The organism is Duganella sp. Root1480D1 (assembly GCF_001427305.1).
GTDB lineage: Bacteria > Pseudomonadota > Gammaproteobacteria > Burkholderiales > Burkholderiaceae_D > Rugamonas.
The window spans coordinates 259,998-285,126 of the sequence record NZ_LMFZ01000047.1 but is presented as its reverse complement, the minus strand read 5'-3'; the positions used below and the strand labels follow the sequence as shown (position 1 = coordinate 285,126).

The following is a 25,129-nucleotide window of genomic DNA, read 5'->3' as shown; positions in this document are numbered from 1 at the left end:
TCTAATGGCATTATTTTCCATCGGTAACAATATTACAAGCATCAACGATACCCGTATCGCCGTTTGCCCAAAGGCGTATCAGGATTTGATCCTGCTCAAATCTCCTGCTCTGGCACCAGCAACAGCAAGTCGGTCGCGCCCACGTCCACGCCCGCCTGCGACAGCAAGGTGGTGGCTTGGCCGCGATGGTGGGTTTGATGGTTGAAGAAGTGCTGCAGCAGCAATCCGAGTTGGCGGTTATTGGCCTCGCCGTTCATGCGGCGATAGGTGATCACGGTGTCCAGGTCGGCGTCGGCCAGGCTGGCGGTCCAGTCCAGGATCAGGCGGTCGAGCCAGGCGCGGCGCTCGCGCAGGGCGGGGAGGGAATCGAATAGCGGCTGGTCCAGTGCGGCGGGCGCCGGCAGGGCCGCCACTGGCGACAGCGTGGCGGCAAAGCGCGGATGGCTGCCAATGCGTTTCAGCCAGATCGTGTCCGCCACCGCAATATGATTGAGGGTCGCCAGCAGCGAACCAAAGAACGCCCCGCGATCGGCCGCCAGCTCTTCCGCCGGCAGGGCCGCTGCCGCCTCGTACAGCTTGTTGTTCATCCACTCGTTGTAGCGGGCCAGCAGGGTGATATGGGCGGTTCTTGACATGATCTGGGGTACAATCTCGGTCTATTTGCGGAAAATTCCGTGGCAGAACAATATCATTTAAAGGTTTTCCATGAGTCTCAAATGCGGCATCGTCGGCCTGCCAAACGTCGGCAAGTCCACTCTTTTCAATGCACTGACCAAGGCCGGCATCGCGGCCGAGAACTACCCGTTCTGCACCATCGAGCCAAATGTCGGCGTGGTGGAAGTGCCTGATCCGCGCATGGCCAAGCTGGCGGAAATCGTCAAGCCTGAGCGCATGGTCAACGCCATCGTGGAATTCGTCGACATCGCCGGCCTGGTGGCTGGCGCCTCCAAGGGCGAGGGCCTGGGCAACCAGTTCCTGTCCCACATCCGCGAAACCGACGCCATCGTCAACGTGGTGCGCTGCTTCGAAGACGACAACGTGATCCACGTATCGGGCCGCGTATCGCCGCTGGACGACATCGAAGTGATCCAGACCGAGCTGGCGCTGGCCGACCTCGGCACCGTTGAAAAAGCCATCCACCGCGAACAGAAGAAAGCCCGTTCCGGCGACAAGGATGCCGCCAAGCTGGTGGCGCTGCTGGAAATCCTGGTGCCGCACCTGAACGAAGCCAAGCCAGTGCGCGCACTGGGCCTGGACGCTGAAAAAATGGAACTGATCAAGCCGCTGTGCCTGATCACCGCAAAGCCAGCCATGTACGTGGCCAACGTCTCCGAAAGCGGCTTCACCAACAACCCGCTGCTGGACCAGCTGACCAAGTACGCTGAAGCGCAAAATGCGCCGATCGTCGCCATCTGCGCCGCTATCGAGGCGGAAATTGCCGACCTGGATGACGCCGACAAAGCGGCCTTCCTGGAAGACATGGGCATGCACGAACCTGGCCTGGACCGCCTGATCCGTGCCGGCTTCAAGCTGCTCGGCCTGCAAACCTACTTCACCGCCGGTGTGAAGGAAGTGCGCGCCTGGACCATCCACGTGGGCGACACCGCGCCGCAAGCAGCGGGCGTGATCCACACCGACTTCGAACGCGGCTTCATCCGCGCCCAGACCATCGCCTTTGACGACTACATCACCTACAAGGGTGAAGCCGGCGCCAAGGAGGCGGGCAAGATGCGCGCTGAAGGCAAGGAATACGTGGTCAAGGATGGCGACGTGCTGAACTTCCTGTTCAACGTCTAAGATCGCTTGCTCCGGCCAAGCCGCGCGTTGCGCGGCTTTTCTTTTGGAAGTCCACCAATGGGCTTCGGCTACAGGTGGAACTGGCATGCGATGCCGGCGGGTGCTATTTGAACGGCGTGAGCGGGACTTCTTTCGACGTGCCCGCCGTAACATTAGTTCTTCGCGGGGAAACAAGTATTGAAATTCTCTCTAGAGAAAATTTCAGCGGATGACCAGCTCAGGATCCTTGCCGATGCAAGCGCCGGGGCCGTACATGGACCCGCCGCACAATTCGAAAAGTACGGCGAAATGTACTTGGGGGGAGGGGCCGAGCTGGGCCATCGGCCCCTGGCGCAAATCGTATTTGATCAGGGCGCCCCGCTATACAGCGTGCGGATCTTCGCAGCGGTATTACTATCTTTTTTCCGACGGCAGCTGGTACCAGTTGGCGCGCCGCGCATCGATGTCCGAGCAAGTTGCCATCCTGGGGCAAGACCAGATCCGGCCTGAGTTGCTAAGTCACCTCAAGGAACAGATTACGGCGGCATTTGCCGTCTTCGGCGAACGCGGCGATGGGCCCGACAGCGCGGGCTGGGGCGCGACCATCGTTCCCGTCTTCGTCGGCGAGAGCAGGCGAGGCCGAGTGCTATTTTGCCTTGGCCTCGTGTTCGGCGATCGCTTTGGTGAAGCTGTCCATTAGCGGATTGGGCACGGCCAGCGACAGCTGGTAGTGCTCGATCTTGAATCCCTTGCCGGTGTTGACCAGCACTCCGCTGGCCTGGCAAGTCCCCATCTGCGTGTTGAGCTGTTCGTCGAACCACACATATTTCTTATCCGGCGAGAAGTAGACATTGCGCTTTTGCGCGGTAAAGCTCCACGCCTTCTTGCGGTCCCAGAAGCGCTTGGCCCAGGCCTTGAATTCCTTGTAGCTCCACACTTCGCTCTTGTCGGTGCCGATGAAAACGGCATCCGGCGTGAACTTGTCCCAGTAGTCGGGACGGGTGTTGGCGGCGTCGTCGTGCCAGCTGTCGACGAAGGCGTTGACCTGCTGGCGGAACTCGCTGTCCGGGTCGGCCGCCAGGGCGCTGTGCATCATGAGGACAGTGGCGGCGGCGATCAGCAGGCGTTTCATTCGGTGTCTCCCGGGTCAATGTTGGTGAAATAGTATAATCGCTGGATTGTGCACAGCTTCCCATAAAAAAACATGGCCTCCCCCAACGATAACGCCAGCATGGCATTGTTCTGCGACTTCGAAAACGTCGCACTGGGCGTCCGCGACGCCAACTACGAGAAATTCGACATCAAGCCGGTGCTGGAGCGCCTGCTGCTGAAGGGCAGCATTGTGGTCAAGAAGGCTTATTGCGACTGGGACCGCTACAAGGCCTTCAAGGCCCCGATGCACGAGGCGAATTTCGAGCTGATCGAAATCCCGCACGTGCGCCTGTCCGGCAAGAACTCGGCCGATATCCGCATGGTGGTCGATGCGCTGGACCTGTGCTACACCAAGTCCCATGTCAACACCTTCGTCATCATTTCGGGCGACTCCGATTTCTCGCCGCTGGTTTCCAAGCTGCGCGAGAACGCCAAGCGCGTGATCGGGGTGGGCGTGAAGGATTCGACTTCCGACCTGCTGGTGGCCAACTGCGACGAATTCATTTTCTACGACGACCTGGTGCGCGAATCGCGCCGCCAGCGCCAGGCCACGCGCAACGACCGCGAGCAGCAGCCTAAGCGCTCGGCGGAAGAGGAAAAGCGCCGCCGCGAAGAGATGGACAAGCGCCGCAACCAGTGCGTAGAAATCGCCTACACCACCTTCGATGCGCTGGCTGCCGAACGCGGCGAGGGCAAGATCTGGGCTTCGGTCTTGAAGGAGGCGATCAAGCGCCGCAAGCCGGACTTCAGCGAGTCGTATTACGGTTTCCGCACCTTCGGCAACCTGCTGGAAGAAATGAAGGCGCGCGGCCTGCTGGAGTTCGGCCGCGACGAAAAATCGGGCGCGTATGTCTATCGCGGCAGCCAGCCGGTTGTGCTGCCGGTTGCTGACGCACCGGTCGAGCAGGATGCCGGCGTGGTGGCCGATGGTGCGGCTGCCGAGCCGCAGGAAGGCACCGAAGAAGCTGCGGCGCCAGGCGAGGCCGCCGATGCGCGCCGCGAGCGCGAGGGCCGTGACAGCCGCCGCAATCGCGGCAACCGTGGTGGCCGTGGCCGCCGTGGCGAGGGCGATACCGCTCATGCCGCTGCCGTTGAAGTGCCGGCCGATGCCGAAGTCGCTGCCGTGGCGGCAGTGGAAGAGGTTGCGCCAGTGGTGGAAGCACCAGTCGTGGAGGCTCCTGCCGAAGCGCCAGCCAAGCGCACCCGCGCTGCGGCCAAAAAGCCGGCTGCAAAGAAAACCAGCTCGCGCGGCAGCAAGGTAGCGCAGGCTGCGGCCGATGCGGCAGAAGCGGTGCAACAGGCGCAAGCCGTGCTGGCTGCGGCTGCGGAAACTGCGGTGGTGGCGGAAGCGGCGGCGGTCGAAGCGCCGGCGGAAGCCAAGCCAGCGGCGCCGAAGCGCGCCAGGAAGGCGGGCACGCATAAGCCTTCGGCGCGCAGCAAGCTGCCGAAGAAGCCGAAAGAGGAAGCTTAACGTCCACGATTCGCCGCGCGCCGCGCGGCGTTTCTTTTTCTGCCATACTCACGGGCACCATGCCCTTTATCTCCGAACTTACCCTTTACCCGATCAAGTCCTGCGCCGGCCTGTCGCTGAAACACGCAACCCTGACCCGCGCCGGCCTGATGACCGAGCAAATCTACGACCGCGAATGGATGCTGGTCGACGCCAACGGCGTGGCGCTGACCCAGCGCGAACATCCGCGCATGGCGCTGATCGTGCCGCGCCTGAAATCGGAAACCATGGAGCTGCGCGCTCCTGGCATGCTGCAACTGGAAATCCCCCTCGGCCTGCCGGACCCGGAGGCTGCGCCGGCGCTGCAGGTGCAGGTCTGGGAAGACACGGTGCTGGCCTACGATTGCGATGACACCACCGCTACCTGGTTCAGCAAATTCCTCGGCGTCGAATGCCGCCTGGCGCGCTTCCACGCCAACGCCAAGCGACTGACCAGCGGCAAGTGGACCAATGGCGAACAGCACCCGACGCTGTTTTCGGACGGCTACCCGATCCTGGTGGTCGGCACCGGCTCGCTGCAGGACCTCAACGCAAAGCTGGAGCAGCAGGGCCGCCAGCCCTTGCCGATGAACCGCTTCCGCGCCAACCTGGTGGTCGGCGACCTGGATGCCTTTGAAGAGGACTACACCGAGGAATTTCGCATTGGCGAAGCCGTGCTGAAGCCGGTCAAGCCTTGCGCGCGCTGCCCGATGCCATCGGTGGACCAGTCGACCGGCGAATTCGGCCCCGATCCGCTGGACATCCTGCAAAGCTATCGCGCCAAGCCGGAAGTCGACGGCGGCATCTGCTTCGGCATGAATGCAATCGTAACAACAGGCGATGGCATAAAACTATCGGTTGGCGACCCAATCGAGGTTACACTGTCGTTTTAGTAGTGAATATCGGCAGGGCGATGGAGATCACGCAGAAAACCTCGGGCAAGCAGCCCACCCAGGCGGAACTCGCAGCAGAAAACCAGTCCCTGCGCGCCCGCCTTGCCTACCTGATCGAGCAGGCCGAGCGCAATCACTCGATCATGACGCGCCACCAGGCGTTCGACCTGGAGATTGTCGGCGCGGCCAGCTTCCCCGAGCTGATTGGCACCATCTTCCGTACCCTGCCGGTGATTTCCGACCTGGACGCGGTGACCCTGGCGCTGGTCGACGTGGATGACGATATCCGCACCGTAATGGAAAAGCTGGGCGTCGATTTCGCCGACTTCCCCAACCTGGTGTTCGTGCCGGAGGTGGAAGGGCTGGCCTTCGACCTCGATGCGGGCCTGGCGCCCAAGCCTTACCTTGGCATGTTCGACGCGCAAAAGCATGCCCGCCAGTTCCCGCAGGCTGGCGTGCGCCTGCAAAGCGTGGGCGTGGTACCGCTGCTGCGCAACAAGCGCCTGATTGGCTCGCTGAACCTGGGCAGCGCCGACCCGACGCGCTTCTCGCCCAGCCTGGGCACGGATTTCGTCGAGCACATGGCGTCCATCATCGCCATCTGCCTGGAGAACGTGATCTCCAATGAAATGCTGAAGTACCTGGGCCTGACGGATGCGCTGACCGGGGTGTTCAACCGCCGCTACGTGGACCGCCGCCTGCTGGAAGAGATTGCGCGGGCGCGCCGGCAGTCGTATCCGGTGTCGTTCATGTACATCGATATCGATCACTTCAAGCGCGTCAACGACACCGTTGGCCATGGCGGCGGCGATGAAGTGCTGCGGGAAGTGGCGAACCGGATCAAGGCGGAATTGCGGCTGTCGGATGCGCTGGCGCGCTTTGGCGGCGAAGAGTTCGTGGTGCTGTTGATTGATGCGGACCTGGAGAGTGCGACCTATGTCGGCGAGCGGATTCGTGCCGGCATCGCGGCGACCATGATCGAGCTGTCGCATGGGGTGAAGGTGTCGATCACCGCCTCGGTGGGGGTGTCGAGCCTGGCGCAGGTGCCGGATGATGTGTCGGCCGAGGAGCAGGCGGCGCAATTGATTGAACAGGCTGACGAGGCACTGTACCAGGCCAAGGAGGGCGGGCGGAACCGGGTGATGCGGTACGCTGCCTGAACCCGGTAAACCGGGGTCAGGCCAGTAAATCGTTCTCGGCGCGCGCCACTTCTTCCGCCGTGCCGCGCAAGACCACCACATCGCCCGCTTCCAGCGTGGTGCCCGCTTCAGCTTCCAGCCGCATCTTGCCGCGGCGGATGGCGGAAATCTCCGCCCCGGTCTCATCCAGCCCCAAATCCTGCACGCATTTGCCGATGCACGAAGCCTGCTCGCCCAGCGACACCGAATGCAGGCGCACCATTTCAGCTTCCTCGCCGCTGTCGCTGGCGCCGTGGAAGTAGCCCCGCAGCGAAGCATAGCGTTCCTCGCGTGCGCGCTGCACGCGGTGCACCACCCGCCGCAGCGGCACACCCAACATCACCAGCGCGTGGGAGGCCAGCATCAGTGAGCCTTCCATCAACTCCGGCACCACTTCCGCCGCGCCGGCTTCCTTCAGGCGGTCAAGGTCGGTGTCATCGTGCGAGCGCACGATGACCGGCAGCTCCGGCGCCAGTTCGTGCACCAGGTGCAGCACCCGCAGCGCGGAGGGCGTCGAGGCGTAAGTGATCACCACCGCCGAAGCGCGCTTGATGCCTGCCGCCACCAGCGATTCGCGCCGCGCCGCGTCGCCGTAGGACACGTTGGCGCCTGCGGCTTGTGCCTCCTGCACCCTGGTCGGGTCCAGGTCCAGCGCCTGGTAGGGGATCTTCTCCTCGGTCAGCAAGGTAGCCAGCGACTGGCCCGAGCGGCCAAAGCCCGCCACGATCACATGCTTCTGCGCCGACATCGTGCGCGCCGCGATATTGGTCAGGTTCAGCGACTGCATCATCCACTCGTTGGCGGAGAACTTCAGCACGATCTTGTCCGACTGCGCGATCAGGAAAGGCGCCAGCAGCATCGACAGCACCATCGAGGCCAGCACCACCTGCACCACGAACGGGTCGACCAGTTTCATGCCGCCCACCACGTTCAGCAGCACGAAGCCGAATTCGCCCGCCTGCGCCAGCGCCAGGCCGGTGCGCATGGCAGTCGAGGTGGAGGCGCCGAACAGGCGCGCCAGGCCCGCGATCAGGGCAAACTTGAGCAGTACCGGGCCGGTCAGCAGCACCAGCACCAGCCACCAGTTCTCCAGCACCACGCGCGCATTGAGCAGCATGCCGACGGTGATGAAGAACAGGCCAAGCAACACGTCGCGGAAGGGCTTGATGTCCTCCTCCACCTGGTGCTTGTATTCGGTTTCGGAAATCAGCATGCCCGCCACGAAGGCGCCCAGCGCCATCGACAGGCCGGCCTGCTCGGTGATCCAGGCCGCGCCCAGCGTCACCAGCAGCAGGTTGAGCATGAACAGCTCCTGCGAACGGCGCAGCACGACGATGGTGAACCACTTGCGCATCACCTTCTGGCCCACGAACAGCAGCAGCAGCAGCACTACTGCAGCCTTCAGCCCGGCCAGGCCCAGGGTCTTGGGCAGGTCGGCCGGGTTCTGCGCCAGCGCGGGGATCAGGATCAGCAGCGGCACCACCGCCAGGTCCTGGAACAGCAGGATGCCGATGATCTTGCGCCCGTGCTCGCTTTCAAGTTCCAGCCGTTCCGTGAGCAATTTGACTACAATCGCGGTTGACGACATGGCAAGTGCGCCGCCCAGCGCGAAGCAGGCCTGCCAGCCGAGCTGGATCGAGGGCGGCAGCAGGAAATGGATGAGCCAGCCGAACAGCATGGTGGCGGCAATGGTCAGCCCCACCTGTGCCATGCCCAGCCCGAACACGATCGAGCGCATGGCCATCAGCTTGGGCAGGGAAAACTCCAGCCCGATCGAGAACATCAGGAATACCACCCCGAATTCGCCCAGCAACTCGGTCGCATGGCTTTGCTCGGCCAGCCCCATGGCGTGCGGACCGAGCAGGATGCCGACCGCCAGGTAACCCAGCATCGGCGGCAAGTGCATCATGCGGAAGGCAACCACGCCAAGAACGGCGCTGCCGAGGAGGAGGAGGGTCAGTTCAAGGGGGGAGAACATCCGTTGTTTGTTTTGTCTGGCAAGTTTTTTGCTTATCTAATTCGGCTATACTTCGGGCATGAGTTTAACCCATGAAAAAACAATGCTGAAATCTTTTGATGCCAAGACCGCAACCCGCGCCCTGGAACTGGCGCGCGAGGCCCTGCAGATCGAGACGGACGCCCTGGCCGCCATGAACGCGCGCCTTGCCAACGACGAGACCGTGGGCCAGGCAGTGTCCTTGTTGCTGCAATGCAAGGGCCGGGTTGTGGTCTCCGGCATCGGCAAGTCCGGCCATATCGGCAAGAAAATCGCCGCCACCCTGGCCTCCACCGGCACCCCGGCCCTGTTCGTGCACCCGGCCGAGGCGGCGCATGGCGACCTGGGCATGGTGACGCCGGAAGACGTGGTGATCGCGATTTCCTATTCCGGCGAAGCGGCTGAACTGATGGCCATCCTGCCGGTGGTCAAGCGCATGGGCGGCCACGTGATCGCCATGACCGGCAAGCCGCAATCGAGCCTGGCCAGGATCGCCGACGTGCACCTGGACGTGTCCGTGGCCAAGGAAGCCTGCCCGATGAACCTGGCCCCGACCGCCTCCACCACCGCCACCCTGGCGCTGGGCGACGCGATTGCCGTCGCTTTGCTGGACCTGCGCGGCTTCAAGGAAGAAGATTTCGCCCGTTCCCACCCAGGTGGCGCCCTCGGCCGACGCCTGCTGACCCATGTGCGCGACGTGATGCGCAAGGATGGCGCCATCCCGGCCGTGGGCCTGGAAACGCGCCTGCCTGACGCGCTGCTGGAAATTACCCAGAAGGGCATGGGCATGACGGCCATCGTCGATGCCGGCAACAAGCCGGTCGGCGTGTTCACCGACGGCGACTTGCGCCGCATGATCGAGAAAGTGCAGGACTTCACCAAGGTCGTGATCAAGGATGTGATGCACCTGAACCCGCGCACCATCGGCCCCGACCAGCTGGCGGTGGATGCCGTGGCGGTGATGGAAGAATTCCGCATCAACCAGATGCTGGTGGTGGACCCGGACGGCACGCTGGTCGGCGCGCTGCACATCCACGACCTGACCCGCGCCAAGGTGATCTGATGACGCAAAAACGCGAAGACCTCGTTGCCCGCGCAGCCAAGGTGCGCCTGTTCATCTTCGACGTGGACGGCGTGTTGACCGACGGCAGCCTGACCTATGGCGCCGACGGCGAAATGGTCAAGACCTTCAATGTACACGACGGCCTGGGCATCAAGCTGCTGCAGGAAGCCGGCATCAAGACTGCCATTATCAGCGCCCGCCGCACGCCGATCGTGCTGGCACGCGCCAAGGACCTGGGCATCGATTACGTGCACCAAGGCGGCCACGACAAGCTGACCCCGTTCAAGGCCTTGCTGGCCGAGCTGGCACTGGCCGAAGAGCAAGTGGCCTTCATCGGCGACGACGTGGTCGACTTGCCGCTGCTGAGCCGTGTCGGCTTCGCCGTCAGCGTGCCGAACGGCCGCCAGGAAGCGCAGCAGCGCAGCCACTACATCACCGAAGCCGCGGGCGGCCGCGGCGCGGTGCGGGAAGCCTGCGAATTCGTGCTGCGCGCAACGGGCAGCTATGACCGCGTGATGGCGCAGTTCCTGGTGTAAGGGAGCCAGCAATGCGTAACCAGAGGATAGCGCACCGCTTCCGCCTGTCGATCGGCATGATTGTGGTGCTGCTGGCGGCGCTCGGCAGCTTTTACCTGCTCGAGTTGCTGAACCGCGCGGGCGAGCAGATGCAGGCCGACAAGCGCATGAATGAGCCGGACTACATCATCCATAACTTTTCCTTCGTGCGCATGACGAAGGACGGCAAGCCCAGCTACATCATTGCCGGCGACAAGCTGACGCACCGCCCGATCGACGATTCTTCCGAGGTCGACAATCCGCGCGTGCACAGCCTGGCCGGCGACAGGCCGCCAATGGAAATCGTGGCAAAGACGGCGCGCGTGGAAGATGCCAATAGCCGCGTCACCCTGAACGGCAACGTAACGATCGACCGCGCGGCATCGCCGGACTCGCAACTGCTGCACCTGGAATCGGACAAGCTGGTGATCTTCCCGGACGAAGACCGCATGGAAACCGACCATCCGGTGAAGCTGCGCCTGGGGAATACCACTGCTTCGGCCAACAGCATGCGCGCCAATAATGCGACGCGCGAAATGCACCTGGCCGGCAACGGCACACTGCAGCTTCCGCCCAAGGCTGCAGACCAATAACTGAGGAATGACTATGAAACGACTACTCTTGTCGGCAGCCTTGCTGCTGGGAGTTGCGGCTCCGGCACTGGCCGAGAAAGCCGACTCTTACAAGCCGACCAACATCAGCTATGGCTCGATGGACATCGACGACGTCAAGCAGATCACCATCCTGCTGGGTGGCGTCAAGCTGACCCGCGGCACGCTGACCATGACGGCCGAACGTGCCTACGTCAAGCAGACGCCGGACGGCTACCAGCAAGTGACCCTGTTCGGCGACGGCAAGAAAGCCACCTTCCGCCAGAAGCGCGACGGCGCCGGCGACCAATGGGTGGAAGGCGATGCCGACCGTATCGAATATGAAGAGCAGGTTGAACTGGTAAAGATGTTCAACAAGGCCACCATCCGCCGCCTGGAAGGCGGCAAGCAGAACGATGAAGTGCAGGGCGAGTTCATCTCCTACGACAGCCGCAAGGAGTTCTTCAGCGTGCGCAATACCTCCAGCGGCGAAAGCAAGCCGGGCGGCGGCCGTGGCACCATGGTGATCCAGCCGACGCGCACCGAACCGCCTGCCACGCCGCCAGCAGCGCCTGCCGCCAACATGGAGAAGAAGTAAGCATGCAAGCAAATACCTGCGCCAGCACGCTGGTCGTGCGCGGCCTCCAGAAGACCTATGGCAAGCGCCAGGTGGTACACGACGTATCGCTGCAAGTTGAGTGCGGCGAAGTGGTCGGGCTGCTCGGCCCCAACGGCGCCGGCAAGACCACTTCCTTCTACATGATCGTGGGGCTGGTGGCCTCCGATGCCGGCACCATCGATATCGGCGGCACCGACGTGTCCAGCCTGCCGATCCACAAGCGCGCCACGCTGGGCCTGTCCTACCTGCCGCAGGAAGCATCCGTGTTCCGCAAGCTGACGGTGGAAGAGAATATCCGCGCCGTGCTGGAATTGCAGAAGGTCGACGGCAAGCCGCTGTCCAAGGCCGAGATCGACCAGCGCCTGGAAGCGCTGCTGGCTGACTTGCAAATTGAGAAGCTGCGCGAGAGCCCGGCCCTGTCGCTGTCCGGCGGCGAGCGCCGCCGCGTGGAAATTGCGCGCGCCCTGGCCACCAATCCGCGTTTCGTGCTGCTGGACGAGCCATTTGCCGGCGTCGACCCGATCGCCGTGATCGAAATCCAACGTATTGTGCGTTTCCTGAAGGAGCGCAATATCGGCGTGCTGATCACCGACCATAATGTGCGAGAGACCCTCGGCATTTGCGACCGCGCCTACATCATCAACCAGGGCGCCGTGCTGGCTTCGGGCCGCCCGGACGACATCATCGCCAACGAATCCGTGCGCCGCGTCTATCTCGGCGAACACTTCCGCATGTAAGCGAAGGCCATGAAACAAACACTGCAACTGCGAACCTCGCAACACCTGGCGCTGACGCCGCAGCTGCAACAATCCATCCGCCTGCTGCAGCTCTCTACGCTGGAGCTGCACCAGGAGTTGGAACAGCTGCTTGGCGATAATCCCATGCTGGAGCGCCTCGACGATCCACTCGACCACTCGGTACGCCTGCTGGCCGATGGCGCCATCAGCCAGGGCAACGGCAATGGTGCCGAAGCTCCGGCCGCACCGGCCTCCGAAGGCCCGCAAGGCGAGGGCGGCGACGCCCCGGCTGCCGCTGCCGAAGGCGAAGGCTATGAGGGCGGCGACAATGAGAGCGCAGGCAACGGCAGCGATGATGCCGACTGGAGCGCCAGCGCCGGCAGCAAATCCGCCGACGACGAAGACAGCCGCCCGCAACTGGAAGCTTCCGGCTGCACGCTGCGCGAACACCTGCTGGAGCAGATGCGCGTCACCGTGCAGGAGCCGCGCGACCGCGCCCTGATGGAACTGATCATCGACGCGCTGGACGACAACGGCTACCTGGAAGAACCGCTGGAAGAAATCCACGAGCGCCTGCCGCCCGAGCTGGAAATCGAACTGGACGAGCTGCGCTGCAGCCTGGTGCTGCTGCAAAGCTTCGACCCGCCCGGCGTCGCCGCCCGCAATGCCTCCGAATGCCTGGCGCTGCAGATCAGGCGCATGCCGGGCGTGCCGCTGGTAACGCGCCGCATGGCGCTGACCATCGTCGAAAAACACCTGACCTGGTTTGCCCAGCGCGAATTCACCAAGCTGAAGAAGGCGCTCGACTGCGACGACGAAGACTTGCGTGAAGCGCAGTGCGTGATCCGCCAGTGCAACCCGCATCCGGGCGCCGAATATGCGTCGGGCGAGTCGGACTACGTGGTGCCGGACGTGATCGTGAAGAAGGGCCGCGGCGGCTGGCTGGTCACGTTGAATAACGACGTGGTGCCGCGCCTGCGCGTCAACGCGCTGTACGCCAACCTGCTCAAGCAAGGCAAGAGCGAGTCGCAGATGAACGGCCAGCTGCAGGAAGCGAAGTGGCTGATCAAGAATATGCGCCAGCGTTTCGACACGATCCTGCGCGTCGCGGAAGCGATAGTAGAAAGACAAAAGAACTTTTTCAGCCATGGCGCGGTGGCCATGAGACCCCTTGTGTTGCGTGAAATTGCTGATACACTGGGACTACACGAGAGCACTATTTCTCGCGTAACAACTCAAAAATATATGCTCACCCCACATGGCATGTTTGAGTTGAAATATTTCTTTGGTAGCCACGTCGCGACCGAAGCTGGGGGTGAGGCTTCCTCGACTGCGATACGGGCACTGATCGTGCAATTGACAGGAGCAGAAGACCCGAAAAATCCTTTATCCGACAGTAAGATTGCGGACATGCTGGGAGAACAAGGCATGGTGATTGCGCGACGGACTGTTGCCAAATATCGAGAAGCGTTGAAGATCCCTCCAGTAAGCCTCCGCAAATCTTTGTAGTGCAGTGCATGGGTTCCTCTGTGCGCTTCGGCGCGCACGAACTCGAGAGCGACATCATCTTTAGGAGTGTGTATGAATCTCACCATCAGTGGACATCATGTCGAAGTGACCCCAGCCATTCGCGAGTACGTGCAGAACAAGCTGGAACGAGTCAAGCGCCATTTCGATCAAGTAATCGATATTGCTGTCATCCTGACTGTAGATAACCTCACCGAGAAAGAGAAACGCCAGAAAGCGGAAATCAACCTGCGCATGTCTGGCAAAACTGTTTACGTCGAAAGCCTGTCGCAAGATCTCTACGCCGCCATCGACACCCTGATTGATAAACTGGATCGCCAGGTCATGAAATACAAAGACCGTGTGCAGAACCACAATCATGCGGCCATCAAGCATTTCCCGGATACGTATGAGGCACCACCCACCGCCGTGTAAAGGACCGGCCGTGTAGCACACCAAAGGGCGCAATTGGCGCCCTTTTTTGCGACCAGTGTGCGTTAAAATATTTGCATGAGCGAATACGTCCACACCCACATCTCCAACGGCACCGGCTTCATTACGCTGGACCGGCCCAAAGCCCTCAATTCACTATCCCTCGACATGGTGCGCGCGATGACCCAGGCGCTGCTGGCGTGGCGCGACGATGCGTCTGTGGCCGCAGTGGTGGTGCGCAGCACCAGCGAACGTGCGTTGTGCGCTGGCGGCGATATCCGCTTCTTCTACGACGTTGGCCGCGCCGACACGCAAGGCGACAGCGCGCTGCTGGAAGACTTCTTTACCGAAGAATATGCGCTAAACCACTTAATCCATTTCTACCCCAAGCCTTATGTGGCGCTGATGGATGGCGTGGTGATGGGCGGCGGCATGGGCATTGCGCAGGGCGGGCCTGACTGCGGCGTGCGCATCGTCACCGGCCGTACCAAGATGGCCATGCCGGAAGTGAACATCGGCCTGTTCCCGGACGTGGGGGGTAGCCACTTCCTGTCGCACGCGCCGGGACAGCTCGGCATGTGGCTCGGGCTGACCGGCTTGACGGTCGGCGCCGCCGATGCGCTCTATCTCGACCTGGCCGATTGCTTCGTGCCGGAGACCGAGCTGGCCGGCCTGGGCGAACTGTTCGAGCGCACGCCGGGCCGTTCATTGCGCGATGCGATCGCCGTTTTCGCAGGGCCGCACAATGCCTTCGCCGGCGACAGCGAGCTGGAAGTGCAGCGCGCCTTGATCGACAAGCATTTCGCCGCCGGTTCGGTACCGGCCATCATGGACTCGCTGCGCGGCGACAGTACGCCGTTCGCGCAGAAGTCGCTGAAAGCAATGGAGCTGCGCTCGCCGCTGATGATGAGCGTGACGCACGAATTGTTGAAGCGCGGCGCAACGCTTGGCGTATCCGATTGCCTGCGCATGGAGCGCAACCTGGTGCGCCGCAACTTCGAACACGGCGAAATCTTCGAAGGCGTGCGTGCGCTGGTGATCGACAAGGACAACCAGCCCAAGTGGAATCCCGCGTCGCTGGCCGACGTCACACCCGCAATGGTGGAGCGCTTCTTCGAACCATGCTGGCCAGCCTGGGCGCACCCATTGCGACACCTCGCATGAGGGAGTTGGACCGGATCGACCGCAGCATCCTCAATATCCTGCAAGAGGATGCCAGCACGCCCCTGCGCGAGATCGCAGAGCGCGTGCATTCATCGGTCGCGACCTGCCAGCGCCGCATCGAGAGGCTGCGTGCCGACGGCGTGCTGGTGAAAGCGGTCGCGCTGGTCGACCGCGCGCTGGCAGGGCGGCCATTGACTGTGTTCGTGTCGGTCGAACTGGAAAAACAGAATACCGACGTCCTCAAGCAGTTCGAGCACCGCATGCGGTCGGAGCCCGAGGTGATGTCCTGCTACGAAGTGGCGGGCGAGTTCGACTTCCACCTGATCGTCACGGTGGAATCGATGGAGGAATACAGCGCGTTCACGCGCCGCGTCTTTACCTCGCACCACAACGTGATCAACGTAAAGAGCCTGTTTGCCATGAACTGCTCGAAATTTGAAACCAAGCTGACACTTTAGGCGAGTGTCGATCGTCGCGTTTTTCAGCTGTAGTCGCCACGCACGCGATCGAAGAATGTCCTTGGAACCGGCTCGACCTGCACTTTTCCGGGCAAGGCCGTTTGCAGGAAATTGATGATGGCCTGTTCTGGTTCACGGCGGAATGAGGTTGGAATGACGGTAACCATGTCGCCCGCGGCCGTAACGCTGAAGTAGCGGTATCCAACCTGGCCGTAGATGCGGACCTGCTGTATCTCGGCAAGCGGGAAGCGCTTCGGACGGCCGGCGTTCAGGCTGTGGAAGACCAGCGTGTCGCCTTCAGTTGCAACGAGCGGCGAGCCTTCAGGCCCCAGCTTGCGTAGTCGGGTGAAGCGGATGGCAAGGCCTGCGAGCAGCACTGCAGCCAGGGCGAGATAAAATCGCTGGCTGCCAAATATCCCGATGGATGCCCAGGTTGCGGCCAGCACCAATGGGGGAATTTCGGCGTACTTTGAAATTGGCCGGAATACTCCGTTTGGCGTTTCTCTGAATTGCGGAGTGAAGAGCTTTTTAAAAGTACTCATTTTGCGGCCTGCCGGCGTGTGGCTAGTGCGGTCGCCATCAAGGCAATGCAGGGCAGCCAGACCCATAGCAGTTCAGACTTGATGACCGTCAAGCCGGCAGGGCCAAGGAAGCGACCCATGGTCAGTGGGGAGACACGGATAAACTGGACCGGGAAGAAATGCCGCTGGTCAGAGAAGGGCCACCAGATTGCGGCACCCAGGCCGCCGGTCGTCAGCATGTCGAGCAAAGGATGTGAAACGCAGGCGATCGACACGAACGCCATGGCCACCCAGCGTTTCGTGTGAAGCCACGGCGCAGCAAGCGCTGCCAGCATGCCTAAAGCAAGTGCAAACGCGATCGAATGGGATGCGCCGCGATGGCCAAGCTGGTTTGCGTATTCAATCCCGAGCTTGAACGCGATAACGTCCATATCGGGTACGATAGCCGCAACCATGCCTGCCAACAGAAGGCGGCGCGGAATGCGGTTCGGGCCAAGTGCGACACCGAGTGCCAGGGGAATCGCAGGGTGGGTGAGGATGGTGGGCATGGTGCGGGGAACTTAAATTGGCGGCCGGTTGTGAAAGCCTACGTACAATGCCTGCAGCTGCGGCGGCAGCTTATTCCAGTACGCGGCGGCTTTCGCTGGCGGCACTTGCCAGAACAGGTTCTCGACGAACGATACGTCGATGCAGCGCCTGACTTCTTCGCTGGCTGATGCAAATATGCTGTCGACAAACTCAAAGAATTCGGAACAACCGGCGAGATCGCCTTCCCGCTTCATTTCCGCATTCAGGGCATTGGCCGCGCTTTCGAACCAGCCATACGCTCCTTCTGCGCGAGGCTGCTCGTCCCAATACTCGAAGTACTTGCGATCAGCCTTCTCGGCAAAGTCAGGGAAGCGCGCTCGGGCGGCCAGGTAAAACGCCGAGTTAGTCTGCATTACTCTTTAGGGCACTCGACCGGCGGCAATGGGCCGAAGACGACTTCGGAATCTGCCGGGCCGGAAGTCTGCAGGATGTAGACGACCCTGGCTGTGCTGTCGACGTACATCATGTGCGCACGGCCGCCTGGCAGCATGCCAGGTGAGTTAAGCGTCATATGACGCGTATCGCGCAACTTCGCCGGAAGCTCAGGTACGGTAGGCCATTTTTCGCGGGTGCCGGATGGCGACACGAAGCTGGCATAGTGCGCAGCCGTGCAACGCCAGATTGGTTCCGGCTCGGGTGGTGCAGCGCCCAGCGCTGCTGCAAGCAGTAATGAGATCGCCATATGCAGATAATAGATCAAAAATACGGTGCCGCACTAAATTTCATTGTTACCGTCGGCTGAGCTGCGGCCTGGCTGGCGGTGCGCCGCTTTCCATACGGATGCGCAGCACGCCGTCTTCCTTGACCAGCAGGACAGCATAGGAGTGCGAGGTGGTTTCCGCTCCGGCCTTGTCGCTACGCGCGACGCCGCCAGTGACCATTACCGACTGGTCGCCAAGTTTTTCATATGCCAGGCCTTGCCAACGGAACGTAACGGGCGGCTTCCAGCTTTTCGCGTATTCGCTGGACAGCTTGTCAAACCCGATTTCTTCTTTCCACTCGCCGCCAATGAAAATGGTGCCGCGCCGGGAATAGTGGTTGGCGAGTGCCTTGCGGTCGCCAGCGGTGACGTCTTCAGCGTAGGTATCCATGAAGAATTGCGCGAGATCGAGGATGTCGGTTGCCGCCGGATCCGCGCAGGCGATCTTTGGCAGCGGGCCGAAGATCACGATGGAATCCGGAGTGCCTGCGGATTGCTCGATATAGGCGTTGCCGGACTTGGTATCAACGTACATGACGTACCCCTTGCCGCCGGCGTAGGCGCCCGATGTGGAAAGCAGTATGGACCTCTTGTTGCGCAAGTGCTCCGGCAATGCCTTCAGCACCGGCCATTTGGCTGAAGTGCCGGACGGGGAAACGAAGGCGCCGTAGTGCTTTGCTGTGCAGCGCCAGGCCGGATCGGGATCGGTTTCGGTACCTGTCGCACTCACCGCGGCGGCGGCCAACAATACGAGCAAGCTCATTTTTCCTTCAGCTCCTTGATGCGTTGAGGGATCGGGACCTCGCCCGCACGCGGCCAATCCAGATTGTATTTGGGATGCGATCCCGCGGCGTTTGCCGGCTGATACGCCAGCAGTGCCGCGATGGCGAAGAGGCACAATGACTTCATGGCGAAATGCTAACACGGCGTGGGAAATTTTCCCGCACCCCTGCGCGAAATCGGGAAATCGTTTCGCGCGGAATGCCTATGATGATCGCTCGTTGTTTGAAAGGAGAGCATCATGATTGACCACGTATCCATTGCCACCCGTGACCTGCCACGTGCGGTGGAATTCTACAAAGCCTGCCTGGAACCGCTTGGCTACAGCGTGCAGCACCAGGACGACAAGCAGGCCATCTTCGGCGCCGATGGCCATTGGGCCTTCGCCATCTATCCGGCGCAAGGCGATGCACCGCTGGTTGGACAGCGCGGGCACATCGCCATCAAGTCGCCATCGCAACAGGCGACGCACGCCTTCCACGCCAACGCCATGGCGCAAGGCGCGGAGTCGTTGCGCACGCCGGGCCTGCGGCCTGATGTCAACGAGCGCTATTTTGGGACGATGATCACCGATCCGGACCAGCATACGATCGAAGTGGTGCACTGGCTGGATTAATTTGGTGCACAGGGCCAGCCGGCGGCTGGCCCGCATTTTGCTGTATCGCTTGGGTCATCCACTTTATCCAAGCGCTAATGACCACCATCCGCTCAGCCCACCCGGCCGATGCCGCCGCCATCGCTGCGATCTACAACCATTACGTTTCAACCACCACCATCACTTTCGAAGAGGCCGAAGTCGGCGTCGACGACATGGCCAACCGCATCACCAAAGTCATTTCATCCAAGTTGCCATGGCTGGTGCTGGAGCAGGACGGCAAGATCCTTGGCTACGCCTACGCCAGCAAATGGAAGGAACGTTCCGCCTATCGCTTTTCGGTCGAGAGCTCGATCTACCTGCAGCAGGAAATGCGCGGCAAAGGCTTCGCACGCAAGCTGTACCAGCATCTGTTCAACCTGCTGCGCCAGAGCGGCGTGCACCTGGTAATCGGCGGCGTCGCGCTGCCCAATGAAGCCAGCGTTGGATTGCACGAGAAGATGGGATTCCAGCCCGTTGGCGCCTTCAAGGAAGTCGGCCGCAAATTCGGCCGCTGGATCGACGTCAGCTATTGGCAGCTAAGGCTGGAATAGTCGCGATCAGGTTTGCTCGCGGTGGCGCAGCACTACCGTCTCGGTCGGTGCGAAATGCCGCGCCAGGCGTTCGGCCATGTAGACGGAGCGATGCTGGCCGCCGGTACAGCCGACAGCAACCGTCAGGTAGGAGCGGTTGTCGCGCTTGAAGTGCGGCAGCCATTTGGCGACGAAGCCTTTGATATCCTGGAACATCTCTTCCGCGCTTTCCTGCGCATCGAGGAAGGCGATCACCGGTGCGTCGCGGCCGTTCAATGGACGCAGCGTGAGGTCGTAATACGGATTCGGAATCGCGCGCACGTCGAACACGAAGTCGGCGTCGAGCGGCACGCCAACCTTGAAGGCGAAGGATTCGAAGAACAAGGTCAGTGGCGCGTTCTCGCTGTGCACCAGGTCCTTGACCCAGGCGCGCAGTTTGTTGGCGTTCATTTCCGAAGTATCGATCACATGGCCGAGCTGCTGGATGGCAGACAGGCGCTCGCGTTCTTCGGCGATGCATTCGATCAGGGTGCGGCGTGCTGCAGGATTCTGGCCGGGGGCCAGTTCGTGCGACAGCGGATGGCTGCGGCGTGTTTCGGAGAAGCGCGCCACCAGCGAATGGGTATTCGCAGTGAGGAAGATCACCTTGACCTCATGGCCGTCCTCTTTCAGCTTGCGGTACTCGCCAGGCAGGCTGGCAAGGCTGGAGGCGCTGCGTGCATCGACTGCGACAGCCAAGGCATCCGTGCCTTCAATTGCAAGGCGATTGATCAGGTCTTGCAGCAGCGCTGGCGGCAGGTTGTCGACGCAGTAGTAGCCGATGTCTTCGAGAACATTCAGCGCAACGGATTTGCCGGAGCCGGAGATGCCGGTGAGTAGGACGATTCGCATGTGACTGATAGTACCATTAGTCCGTATCAGTCGCCGCTCATCGCCTGCCGTTGGCGCTCCATGAATTCCTGCAGTGTGTCGATGCCGCGCAATTGCAGGATGGTGTTGCGCACCGCAGCTTCCAGCAGAACCGCGATGTTGCGGCCGGCCGCAACGGGAATCACGACCTTGCGGATTGGAAGCCCCAGCACATCTTCGGTCGGGAACTGGAACGGCAGGCGCTCCACTTCTTCTTCCAGTGCCGAGCGGCGCACCAGGTGCACGATCAGCTTCAGGCGCATCTTGCGGCGCACGGCGGTCTCGCCGAAGATCGCCTTGATATCGAGCAGGCCCAGGCCGCGCACTTCCAGCAGGTTTTGCAGCAGCGGCGGGCAGCGGCCCTCGATCATGTTCGGCGCGATGCGTGCGAATTCCACTGCGTCGTCGGCCACCAGGCCGTGCGAGCGTGAAATCAATTCAAGTCCCAGCTCGGATTTGCCGAGGCCGGAGTCGCCGGTAATCAGCACGCCCACGCCCAGCACGTCCATGAACACGCCGTGCATGATGATGCGCTGCGCCAGCTTCTTCGACAGGTACACGCGCAGGAAGTCGATCACCTGGGCTGCCGGCAGCGGCGTGGAGAACAGCGGAATATTTTTTTCGTCGCAGATCGCCAGGATGTCCGGCGGCGTTTCAAGGCCCTGCGCGATGATCAGCGCCGGCGGGCCGCCTGCGATCAATTCGCCGATCACGTGGGCGCGCGTCAGCGACTTCAGGCGCTGGTAGTAATTGATTTCCTGGTGGCCGAACACCTGGATACGTCCAGGGTGAATCGTATTCAAGTGGCCGACCTGGTCGGCCGCCGAAGCGACGTCGCCAGAGATCAGGCGCTCGCCGCCTGGAAAGCCGGCGAACCATCCCAGTTGCAGGGTTTCGCGATTGTCGTCGTACAGTCTCTGGATCGTCAGCGGCGTCTGCAGCATGTTCAACCTGCCGCTTGCAGGCTAGGCTGCCAGTTGACGATGCGGCTGTAGACCGATTTCGGGTCGGGGTCTTCCGTCAGGGCCTGACGGAAGGCGTCGTCCGAGAACATTTCCGCGATCTCGGACAGGATTTCGAGGTGCTGCTGCGTCACGTGGTCTGGAATGAGCAGGAAGAACAGCAGGTTGACCGGCTTGCCGTCCGGCGATTCGAACGGAATCGGTTCGGCCAGGCGCACGAAAGCGGCCAACGGCGCCTTCAGGCTCTTGGATCCCTTGATGCGCCCGTGCGGGACAGCGACGCCGTGACCGAGGCCGGTGGAGCCCAGGCGTTCACGCGCGAACAGGTTGTCCGATACGGTGGAGCGAGCGATGCCGCAGTTATTCTCAAAGATCAGGCCGGCTTGCTCGAAAGCGCGCTTTTTGCTGGAGACTTCCAGGTCGAGCTGGACGTTCTCTAGCGAAAGGATTTTGCTCAGGTTATTCATGACGCGACATTTATGTGCATTGCGAGCGCATTATAGGCTTGTTTCTCAGCCGTGTAACTCGAAATTCACGCAATGTTTCCGTATGGAAAAAGCCCTTACTGGCGGGCGTTGCGTAAATTGGACGGCCGCCGTGCACTACTAAAGTTGGTGCGCCACGGGTTGATATCAAGGCCGCCGCGACGGGTATAACGTGCGTACACCGTCAAATGTTGAGGCTTGCACTGGCGCAGGATGTCCGTGAAGATGCGCTCGATGCACTGCTCGTGGAATTCATTGTGCTCGCGGAAACCGATCAGGTATTTGAGCAGGCTTTCCTGGTCGATTTGCGGACCGTAGTAGCTGATCTGCACGCTGCCCCAGTCGGGCTGGCCGGTGACCAGGCAATTCGACTTCAGCAGGTGCGACACGAGGGTTTCCTCTACTGGCAGTTCGTCGAAGTTGGCTTTCAGGGTTTCCGGCTGCGGCGAATAGTTGTCGACGTCGATATCCAGGCGGTCCAGCAACTGGCCTTCCAGCTCACCCATTCCCAGTTTTTCGAAGTCTTCCTGCATGGTCAGGGTGACGTGCACGCTGGCGCCGGCGGCGGCGGAAAGGTCTTGCTGCAGCAGGATTTTCAGCGCGTCGGGACCGGTCAGCCTGGTCTGGTTGAAGGAGTTGAGGTAAAGCTTGAAAGATTTAGATTCGATCAAGTTTGGCGAATCGGCCGGGATGGTGAAGCGGGCCACTGCCACTTGCGGTTTGCCGCGCATGTTCAGCCAGGACAGCTCGTAGCCATTCCAGATATCCACGCCGAAGAAGGGCAGGGTGCCTTGCAGTCCCAGTTCATCACGCTTGGCCTGGCGCGGGATGGGGAACAGCAGTTCCGGCGCGTAGTCGGTGCGGTAGGCGGAGGTTTTGCCGAGGGGGGATTGTTCGGGGAGGTTGGGCATGGCGGACTTCGTTTTGCGGGACAGTCTGGCAGTTTACCAAAAACCGGTAGTGCGGTGTCTGACCCGCAGGGTCAGACACCTGACGGTCTTGGGGCTGCGGGGCTGGTTCTGGGCTTTTGACTTATTGAGAAGATCAACGGCGCACAACCAACACCTGCAGCGGGGGATCTGACACTGGGTCTGACCCTGCGGGTCAGACCCAGGTTTACCGGTTTCAGAGGAACAGCTTGTAAACTGGATTCTGCGACTCATCCCAGTAGCGATACCCAAGGGTAGCCAGGAATTGCGCGAACTTGTCCGAATCCTGCGGCGGCACCTGCAAGCCGATCAGGATCCTCCCCACATCCCCGCCCTGCGAGCGGTAATGGCATAAGGAGATATTCCACTCCGGTGCCATCGAATCCAGGAAGCGCATCAGCGCACCCGGGCGCTCCGGGAACTCAAAGCGGTACAGCAATTCATCCTTCGCCAACACGCTCTTGCCGCCCACCAGGTGGCGCAGGTGGGACTTGGCCAGTTCATCGTGCGTCAGATCCAGCGTCTTGAAGTTATTCTCTTCAAAGCGCCGCGCAATCGTCGACGATTCACCACGATCGGCGATCTGCACGCCGACAAACACGTGCGCCTGCTCCTGGTCGCTGATACGGTAGTTGAACTCCGTCACATTGCGCGGACCCACCAGGCTGCAGAAGCGCTTGAACGAGCCGCGCTGCTCCGGCATGGTCACGGCGAAGACTGCCTCGCGCGACTCGCCCAGTTCGGCGCGTTCCGCCACAAAGCGCAGGCGGTCGAAGTTCATATTGGCGCCGCTGCAGATGGTGACCAGGGTCTCGCCTTGCACCGGGTACTTGCCCATCTCGGCGCGTTCGACATAAGCCTTGGCGCCGGCAACCGCCAGCGCGCCGGAAGGCTCAAGGATCGAGCGCGTATCGGTGAACACATCCTTGATCGCTGCGCAGATCGCATCGGTATCGACCACGATCACTTCATCGACAAATTGCTGCGCGAGGCGGAAGGTTTCTTCGCCCACCAGGCGCACGGCAGTGCCATCTGCGAACAGGCCCACGTCGGACAAGGTCACGCGCTCGCCTGCCTTGATGGAGCGGCCCATCGCATCCGAATCCATGGTTTGCACACCGATGATCTTGATATCCGGGCGAAGCTGCTTCACATAGGCTGCAACGCCGGCAATCAGGCCGCCGCCGCCGATCGGCACGAAGATCGCGTGGATCGGGCCGGAATGCTGGCGCAGGATTTCCATGGCAATCGTGCCCTGGCCGGCAATCACTTCGGGATCGTCGAACGGGTGCACGAAGGTCAGCTTCTGCTCTTTTTCAAGTTGCAGGGCGTGGTTGTAGGCGTCCGTGTAGGACTCGCCATGCAGTACCACCTCGACGCTGGCGCCGCCGCGGCGACGCACGGATTCGATTTTCAGCAGCGGGGTGGTGGCAGGCATGACGATGAGGGCGCGGCAACCGAGTTTGGCCGCCGACAGGGCAACGCCCTGTGCATGGTTGCCGGCCGAGGCGCAAATGACGCCGCGCTTCAATTGCGCGTCGCTCAGATTCGCCATCTTGTTGTAAGCGCCGCGTACCTTGAAGCTAAAGACGTCCTGCACGTCCTCGCGCTTGAAGTAAATCTGGTTGTCAATTCGTTGCGAGAGAATCGGTGCCAGCTCGAGCGGAGTTTCATGGGCCACGTCGTAGACGCGGGAGGTCAGGATTTTCTTCAGGTAGTCGATAGTCATGATTTGCAAAAGTAAAGGTGTGGTGCAAAGACTGACAACGGCGGGTAACCGAAGGGAGTGCACGCCTGCCATGCGGGTATGCGGGTGGCAGGATGTCTAACGTGCTTTGAGCTTGGTACGGATGATTATAATTGACCAATGATTGAAAACGCTATTCACTGGCTGCTGGACCTGATCGCGGCGCCAGAAGTGGGGCTGACGTCGGTGTTCGTCATCAGTTTCGTCTCAGCCACGCTGGTACCCTTGGGCTCGGAGCCGGCTGTCTTTGCCGTCTGTAAAGCCAATCCTGAACTGTTCTGGCCCGCCATTGCGGTGGCCACGGTGGGCAATACGCTGGGCGGGGTCGCTGACTACTGGATCGGCTATTACGCCAAGAAAGCCTTCACCAAGGAACGTTCGAGCCGCTGGTTCGGCTGGCTGGCGCACTATGGTGCCAAGACCATGCTGCTCTCCTGGGTGCCGGGCATTGGCGATCCCCTGTGCACGCTGGGCGGCTGGCTGAAGCTGCCGTTCTGGCCGTCCGTGATGTACATGGCGATCGGCAAATTGGCGCGCTATCTTATGATGACTTCCTTGCTGCTGTATGTGCCGGATGGCTTCTGGCGCTCGGTTGCCCATGCCTTGGGCGGATAAACATTCCGCATAGCAGCAAAGGTGCAAAATTTCGGGGTGGAAATGGCATTATATTTCGACCAAAAGATGGAATTACGGCTGCATTGTCGAATAATGTTTTGCAGGTTGACGTTAACGGA

The 25,129-nt window shown here is 61.4% G+C and carries 30 protein-coding genes; 16 read left to right on the top strand and 14 right to left on the bottom strand.

Features of this window, described 5'->3' with window-relative positions; translation table 11 throughout:
* Positions 1-95: 95 nt before the first annotated feature.
* Positions 96-635, bottom strand: a complete 540-nt coding sequence (locus ASD58_RS25995; RefSeq protein WP_057264630.1) for a DinB family protein — start codon at positions 633-635, stop codon at positions 96-98.
* Between the two features lie 70 nt (positions 636-705).
* On the opposite strand from ASD58_RS25995, the gene ychF reads away from it, so the two are divergent.
* A complete protein-coding gene (ychF, locus tag ASD58_RS25990) occupies positions 706-1,797 on the top strand; it encodes a redox-regulated ATPase YchF (RefSeq protein WP_057264628.1) in 1,092 nt (363 codons plus the stop codon).
* Positions 1,798-2,422: 625 nt separating this feature from the next.
* Here ychF and ASD58_RS25985 read toward each other — a convergent pair.
* A complete protein-coding gene (locus ASD58_RS25985; RefSeq protein ID WP_057264626.1) occupies positions 2,423-2,908 on the bottom strand; it encodes a nuclear transport factor 2 family protein in 486 nt (161 codons plus the stop codon).
* Positions 2,909-2,980: 72 nt separating this feature from the next.
* On the opposite strand from ASD58_RS25985, the gene ASD58_RS25980 reads away from it, so the two are divergent.
* From ASD58_RS25980 to ASD58_RS25970, 3 genes are read left to right on the top strand one after another with little or no spacing between them, the layout of a single operon-like run.
* Complete coding sequence (locus tag ASD58_RS25980; protein WP_057264623.1) at positions 2,981-4,399, top strand: NYN domain-containing protein; 1,419 nt, start codon at positions 2,981-2,983, stop codon at positions 4,397-4,399.
* Between the two features lie 59 nt (positions 4,400-4,458).
* Positions 4,459-5,310 (top strand): MOSC domain-containing protein, encoded by an 852-nt coding sequence (locus tag ASD58_RS25975; protein ID WP_057264621.1) that lies wholly within the window; start codon positions 4,459-4,461, stop codon positions 5,308-5,310.
* A 20-nt stretch (positions 5,311-5,330) separates the two neighbouring features.
* On the top strand, positions 5,331-6,470 hold the full coding sequence (locus ASD58_RS25970; protein WP_057264821.1) for a diguanylate cyclase: 1,140 nt from the start codon (positions 5,331-5,333) through the stop codon (positions 6,468-6,470).
* Between the two features lie 16 nt (positions 6,471-6,486).
* Here the strand turns inward: ASD58_RS25970 and ASD58_RS25965 are convergent, their stop codons facing one another.
* Positions 6,487-8,466 (bottom strand): cation:proton antiporter, encoded by a 1,980-nt coding sequence (locus tag ASD58_RS25965; RefSeq protein ID WP_057264619.1) that lies wholly within the window; start codon positions 8,464-8,466, stop codon positions 6,487-6,489.
* 82 nt (positions 8,467-8,548) lie between these two features.
* Between ASD58_RS25965 and ASD58_RS25960 the strand changes: the two genes are divergently transcribed.
* From ASD58_RS25960 to ASD58_RS25920, 9 genes are all read left to right on the top strand, one after another.
* Positions 8,549-9,547 (top strand): SIS domain-containing protein, encoded by a 999-nt coding sequence (locus tag ASD58_RS25960; RefSeq protein ID WP_200951704.1) that lies wholly within the window; start codon positions 8,549-8,551, stop codon positions 9,545-9,547.
* Positions 9,547-10,083, top strand: a complete 537-nt coding sequence (locus tag ASD58_RS25955; protein WP_057264616.1) for an HAD family hydrolase — start codon at positions 9,547-9,549, stop codon at positions 10,081-10,083. The genes ASD58_RS25960 and ASD58_RS25955 overlap by 1 nt, the downstream gene beginning before the upstream one ends.
* A gap of 11 nt (positions 10,084-10,094) precedes the next feature.
* Positions 10,095-10,694, top strand: coding sequence for an LPS export ABC transporter periplasmic protein LptC (gene lptC, locus ASD58_RS25950; RefSeq protein WP_057264614.1), 600 nt, complete (start codon positions 10,095-10,097; stop codon positions 10,692-10,694).
* A 13-nt stretch (positions 10,695-10,707) separates the two neighbouring features.
* Positions 10,708-11,289 (top strand): lipopolysaccharide transport periplasmic protein LptA, encoded by a 582-nt coding sequence (gene lptA / locus ASD58_RS25945; RefSeq protein ID WP_057264612.1) that lies wholly within the window; start codon positions 10,708-10,710, stop codon positions 11,287-11,289.
* 2 nt (positions 11,290-11,291) lie between these two features.
* A complete protein-coding gene (lptB, locus tag ASD58_RS25940; RefSeq protein WP_057264609.1) occupies positions 11,292-12,047 on the top strand; it encodes an LPS export ABC transporter ATP-binding protein in 756 nt (251 codons plus the stop codon).
* 9 nt (positions 12,048-12,056) lie between these two features.
* A complete protein-coding gene (locus ASD58_RS25935) occupies positions 12,057-13,556 on the top strand; it encodes an RNA polymerase factor sigma-54 (RefSeq protein ID WP_057264607.1) in 1,500 nt (499 codons plus the stop codon).
* 72 nt (positions 13,557-13,628) lie between these two features.
* Positions 13,629-13,988 (top strand): ribosome hibernation-promoting factor, HPF/YfiA family, encoded by a 360-nt coding sequence (gene hpf, locus ASD58_RS25930; protein WP_055937852.1) that lies wholly within the window; start codon positions 13,629-13,631, stop codon positions 13,986-13,988.
* A 75-nt stretch (positions 13,989-14,063) separates the two neighbouring features.
* Complete coding sequence (locus ASD58_RS25925) at positions 14,064-15,149, top strand: enoyl-CoA hydratase/isomerase family protein (RefSeq protein ID WP_057264605.1); 1,086 nt, start codon at positions 14,064-14,066, stop codon at positions 15,147-15,149.
* Positions 15,146-15,607, top strand: a complete 462-nt coding sequence (locus ASD58_RS25920) for an Lrp/AsnC family transcriptional regulator (protein ID WP_057264604.1) — start codon at positions 15,146-15,148, stop codon at positions 15,605-15,607. The genes ASD58_RS25925 and ASD58_RS25920 overlap by 4 nt, the downstream gene beginning before the upstream one ends.
* 23 nt (positions 15,608-15,630) lie before the next feature.
* On the opposite strand, the gene ASD58_RS25915 is transcribed toward ASD58_RS25920, so the two are convergent.
* The 6 genes from ASD58_RS25915 to ASD58_RS31510 are packed head-to-tail and all read right to left on the bottom strand — an operon-like array spanning position 15,631 to position 18,325.
* Positions 15,631-16,149, bottom strand: a complete 519-nt coding sequence (locus ASD58_RS25915) for a hypothetical protein (protein ID WP_156401496.1) — start codon at positions 16,147-16,149, stop codon at positions 15,631-15,633.
* A complete protein-coding gene (locus ASD58_RS25910; protein ID WP_057264600.1) occupies positions 16,146-16,676 on the bottom strand; it encodes a metal-dependent hydrolase in 531 nt (176 codons plus the stop codon). The genes ASD58_RS25915 and ASD58_RS25910 overlap by 4 nt, the downstream gene beginning before the upstream one ends.
* Before the next feature lie 12 nt (positions 16,677-16,688).
* Complete coding sequence (locus ASD58_RS25905; RefSeq protein WP_057264598.1) at positions 16,689-17,069, bottom strand: hypothetical protein; 381 nt, start codon at positions 17,067-17,069, stop codon at positions 16,689-16,691.
* A complete protein-coding gene (locus tag ASD58_RS25900) occupies positions 17,069-17,398 on the bottom strand; it encodes a hypothetical protein (protein WP_156401495.1) in 330 nt (109 codons plus the stop codon). Before ASD58_RS25900 ends, ASD58_RS25905 begins: the two co-directional genes overlap by 1 nt.
* Positions 17,399-17,444: 46 nt before the next feature.
* A complete protein-coding gene (locus ASD58_RS25895; RefSeq protein WP_057264594.1) occupies positions 17,445-18,179 on the bottom strand; it encodes a hypothetical protein in 735 nt (244 codons plus the stop codon).
* On the bottom strand, positions 18,176-18,325 hold the full coding sequence (locus tag ASD58_RS31510; protein ID WP_156401494.1) for a hypothetical protein: 150 nt from the start codon (positions 18,323-18,325) through the stop codon (positions 18,176-18,178). Before ASD58_RS31510 ends, ASD58_RS25895 begins: the two co-directional genes overlap by 4 nt.
* Positions 18,326-18,437: 112 nt before the next feature.
* On the opposite strand from ASD58_RS31510, the gene ASD58_RS25890 reads away from it, so the two are divergent.
* Together ASD58_RS25890 and ASD58_RS25885 are read left to right on the top strand one after the other, a co-directional pair.
* Entirely contained in the window at positions 18,438-18,812 is a 375-nt protein-coding gene (locus ASD58_RS25890) for a VOC family protein (protein WP_057264592.1), read from the top strand.
* Positions 18,813-18,889: 77 nt separating this feature from the next.
* Positions 18,890-19,384 carry an arsinothricin resistance N-acetyltransferase ArsN1 family B gene (locus ASD58_RS25885; protein WP_057264590.1) on the top strand — a complete coding sequence of 165 codons (495 nt, stop codon included), beginning with the start codon at positions 18,890-18,892 and terminating at the stop codon, positions 19,382-19,384.
* A 6-nt stretch (positions 19,385-19,390) separates the two neighbouring features.
* On the opposite strand, the gene rapZ is transcribed toward ASD58_RS25885, so the two are convergent.
* The 5 genes from rapZ to ilvA all read right to left on the bottom strand — a co-directional run bounded on the left by rapZ (position 19,391) and on the right by ilvA (position 24,377).
* The gene (gene rapZ / locus ASD58_RS25880) at positions 19,391-20,254 is read right to left on the bottom strand and encodes an RNase adapter RapZ (RefSeq protein WP_057264588.1); all 864 of its coding nucleotides are present in this window, start codon (positions 20,252-20,254) and stop codon (positions 19,391-19,393) included.
* 26 nt (positions 20,255-20,280) lie between these two features.
* Entirely contained in the window at positions 20,281-21,216 is a 936-nt protein-coding gene (gene hprK / locus ASD58_RS25875; protein WP_028101576.1) for an HPr(Ser) kinase/phosphatase, read from the bottom strand.
* Between the two features lie 2 nt (positions 21,217-21,218).
* Positions 21,219-21,701, bottom strand: a complete 483-nt coding sequence (locus tag ASD58_RS25870) for a PTS sugar transporter subunit IIA (RefSeq protein WP_028101575.1) — start codon at positions 21,699-21,701, stop codon at positions 21,219-21,221.
* 95 nt (positions 21,702-21,796) lie between these two features.
* Positions 21,797-22,630, bottom strand: coding sequence for an NADPH-dependent 7-cyano-7-deazaguanine reductase QueF (gene queF, locus ASD58_RS25865; RefSeq protein ID WP_057264586.1), 834 nt, complete (start codon positions 22,628-22,630; stop codon positions 21,797-21,799).
* Between the two features lie 214 nt (positions 22,631-22,844).
* Positions 22,845-24,377: a threonine ammonia-lyase, biosynthetic gene (gene ilvA, locus ASD58_RS25860; RefSeq protein ID WP_057264584.1), complete on the bottom strand. Its 1,533-nt coding sequence runs from the start codon at positions 24,375-24,377 to the stop codon at positions 22,845-22,847.
* Positions 24,378-24,515: 138 nt separating this feature from the next.
* Between ilvA and ASD58_RS25855 the strand changes: the two genes are divergently transcribed.
* Positions 24,516-25,010: a YqaA family protein gene (locus tag ASD58_RS25855; protein ID WP_057264574.1), complete on the top strand. Its 495-nt coding sequence runs from the start codon at positions 24,516-24,518 to the stop codon at positions 25,008-25,010.
* Positions 25,011-25,129: the final 119 nt, after the last annotated feature.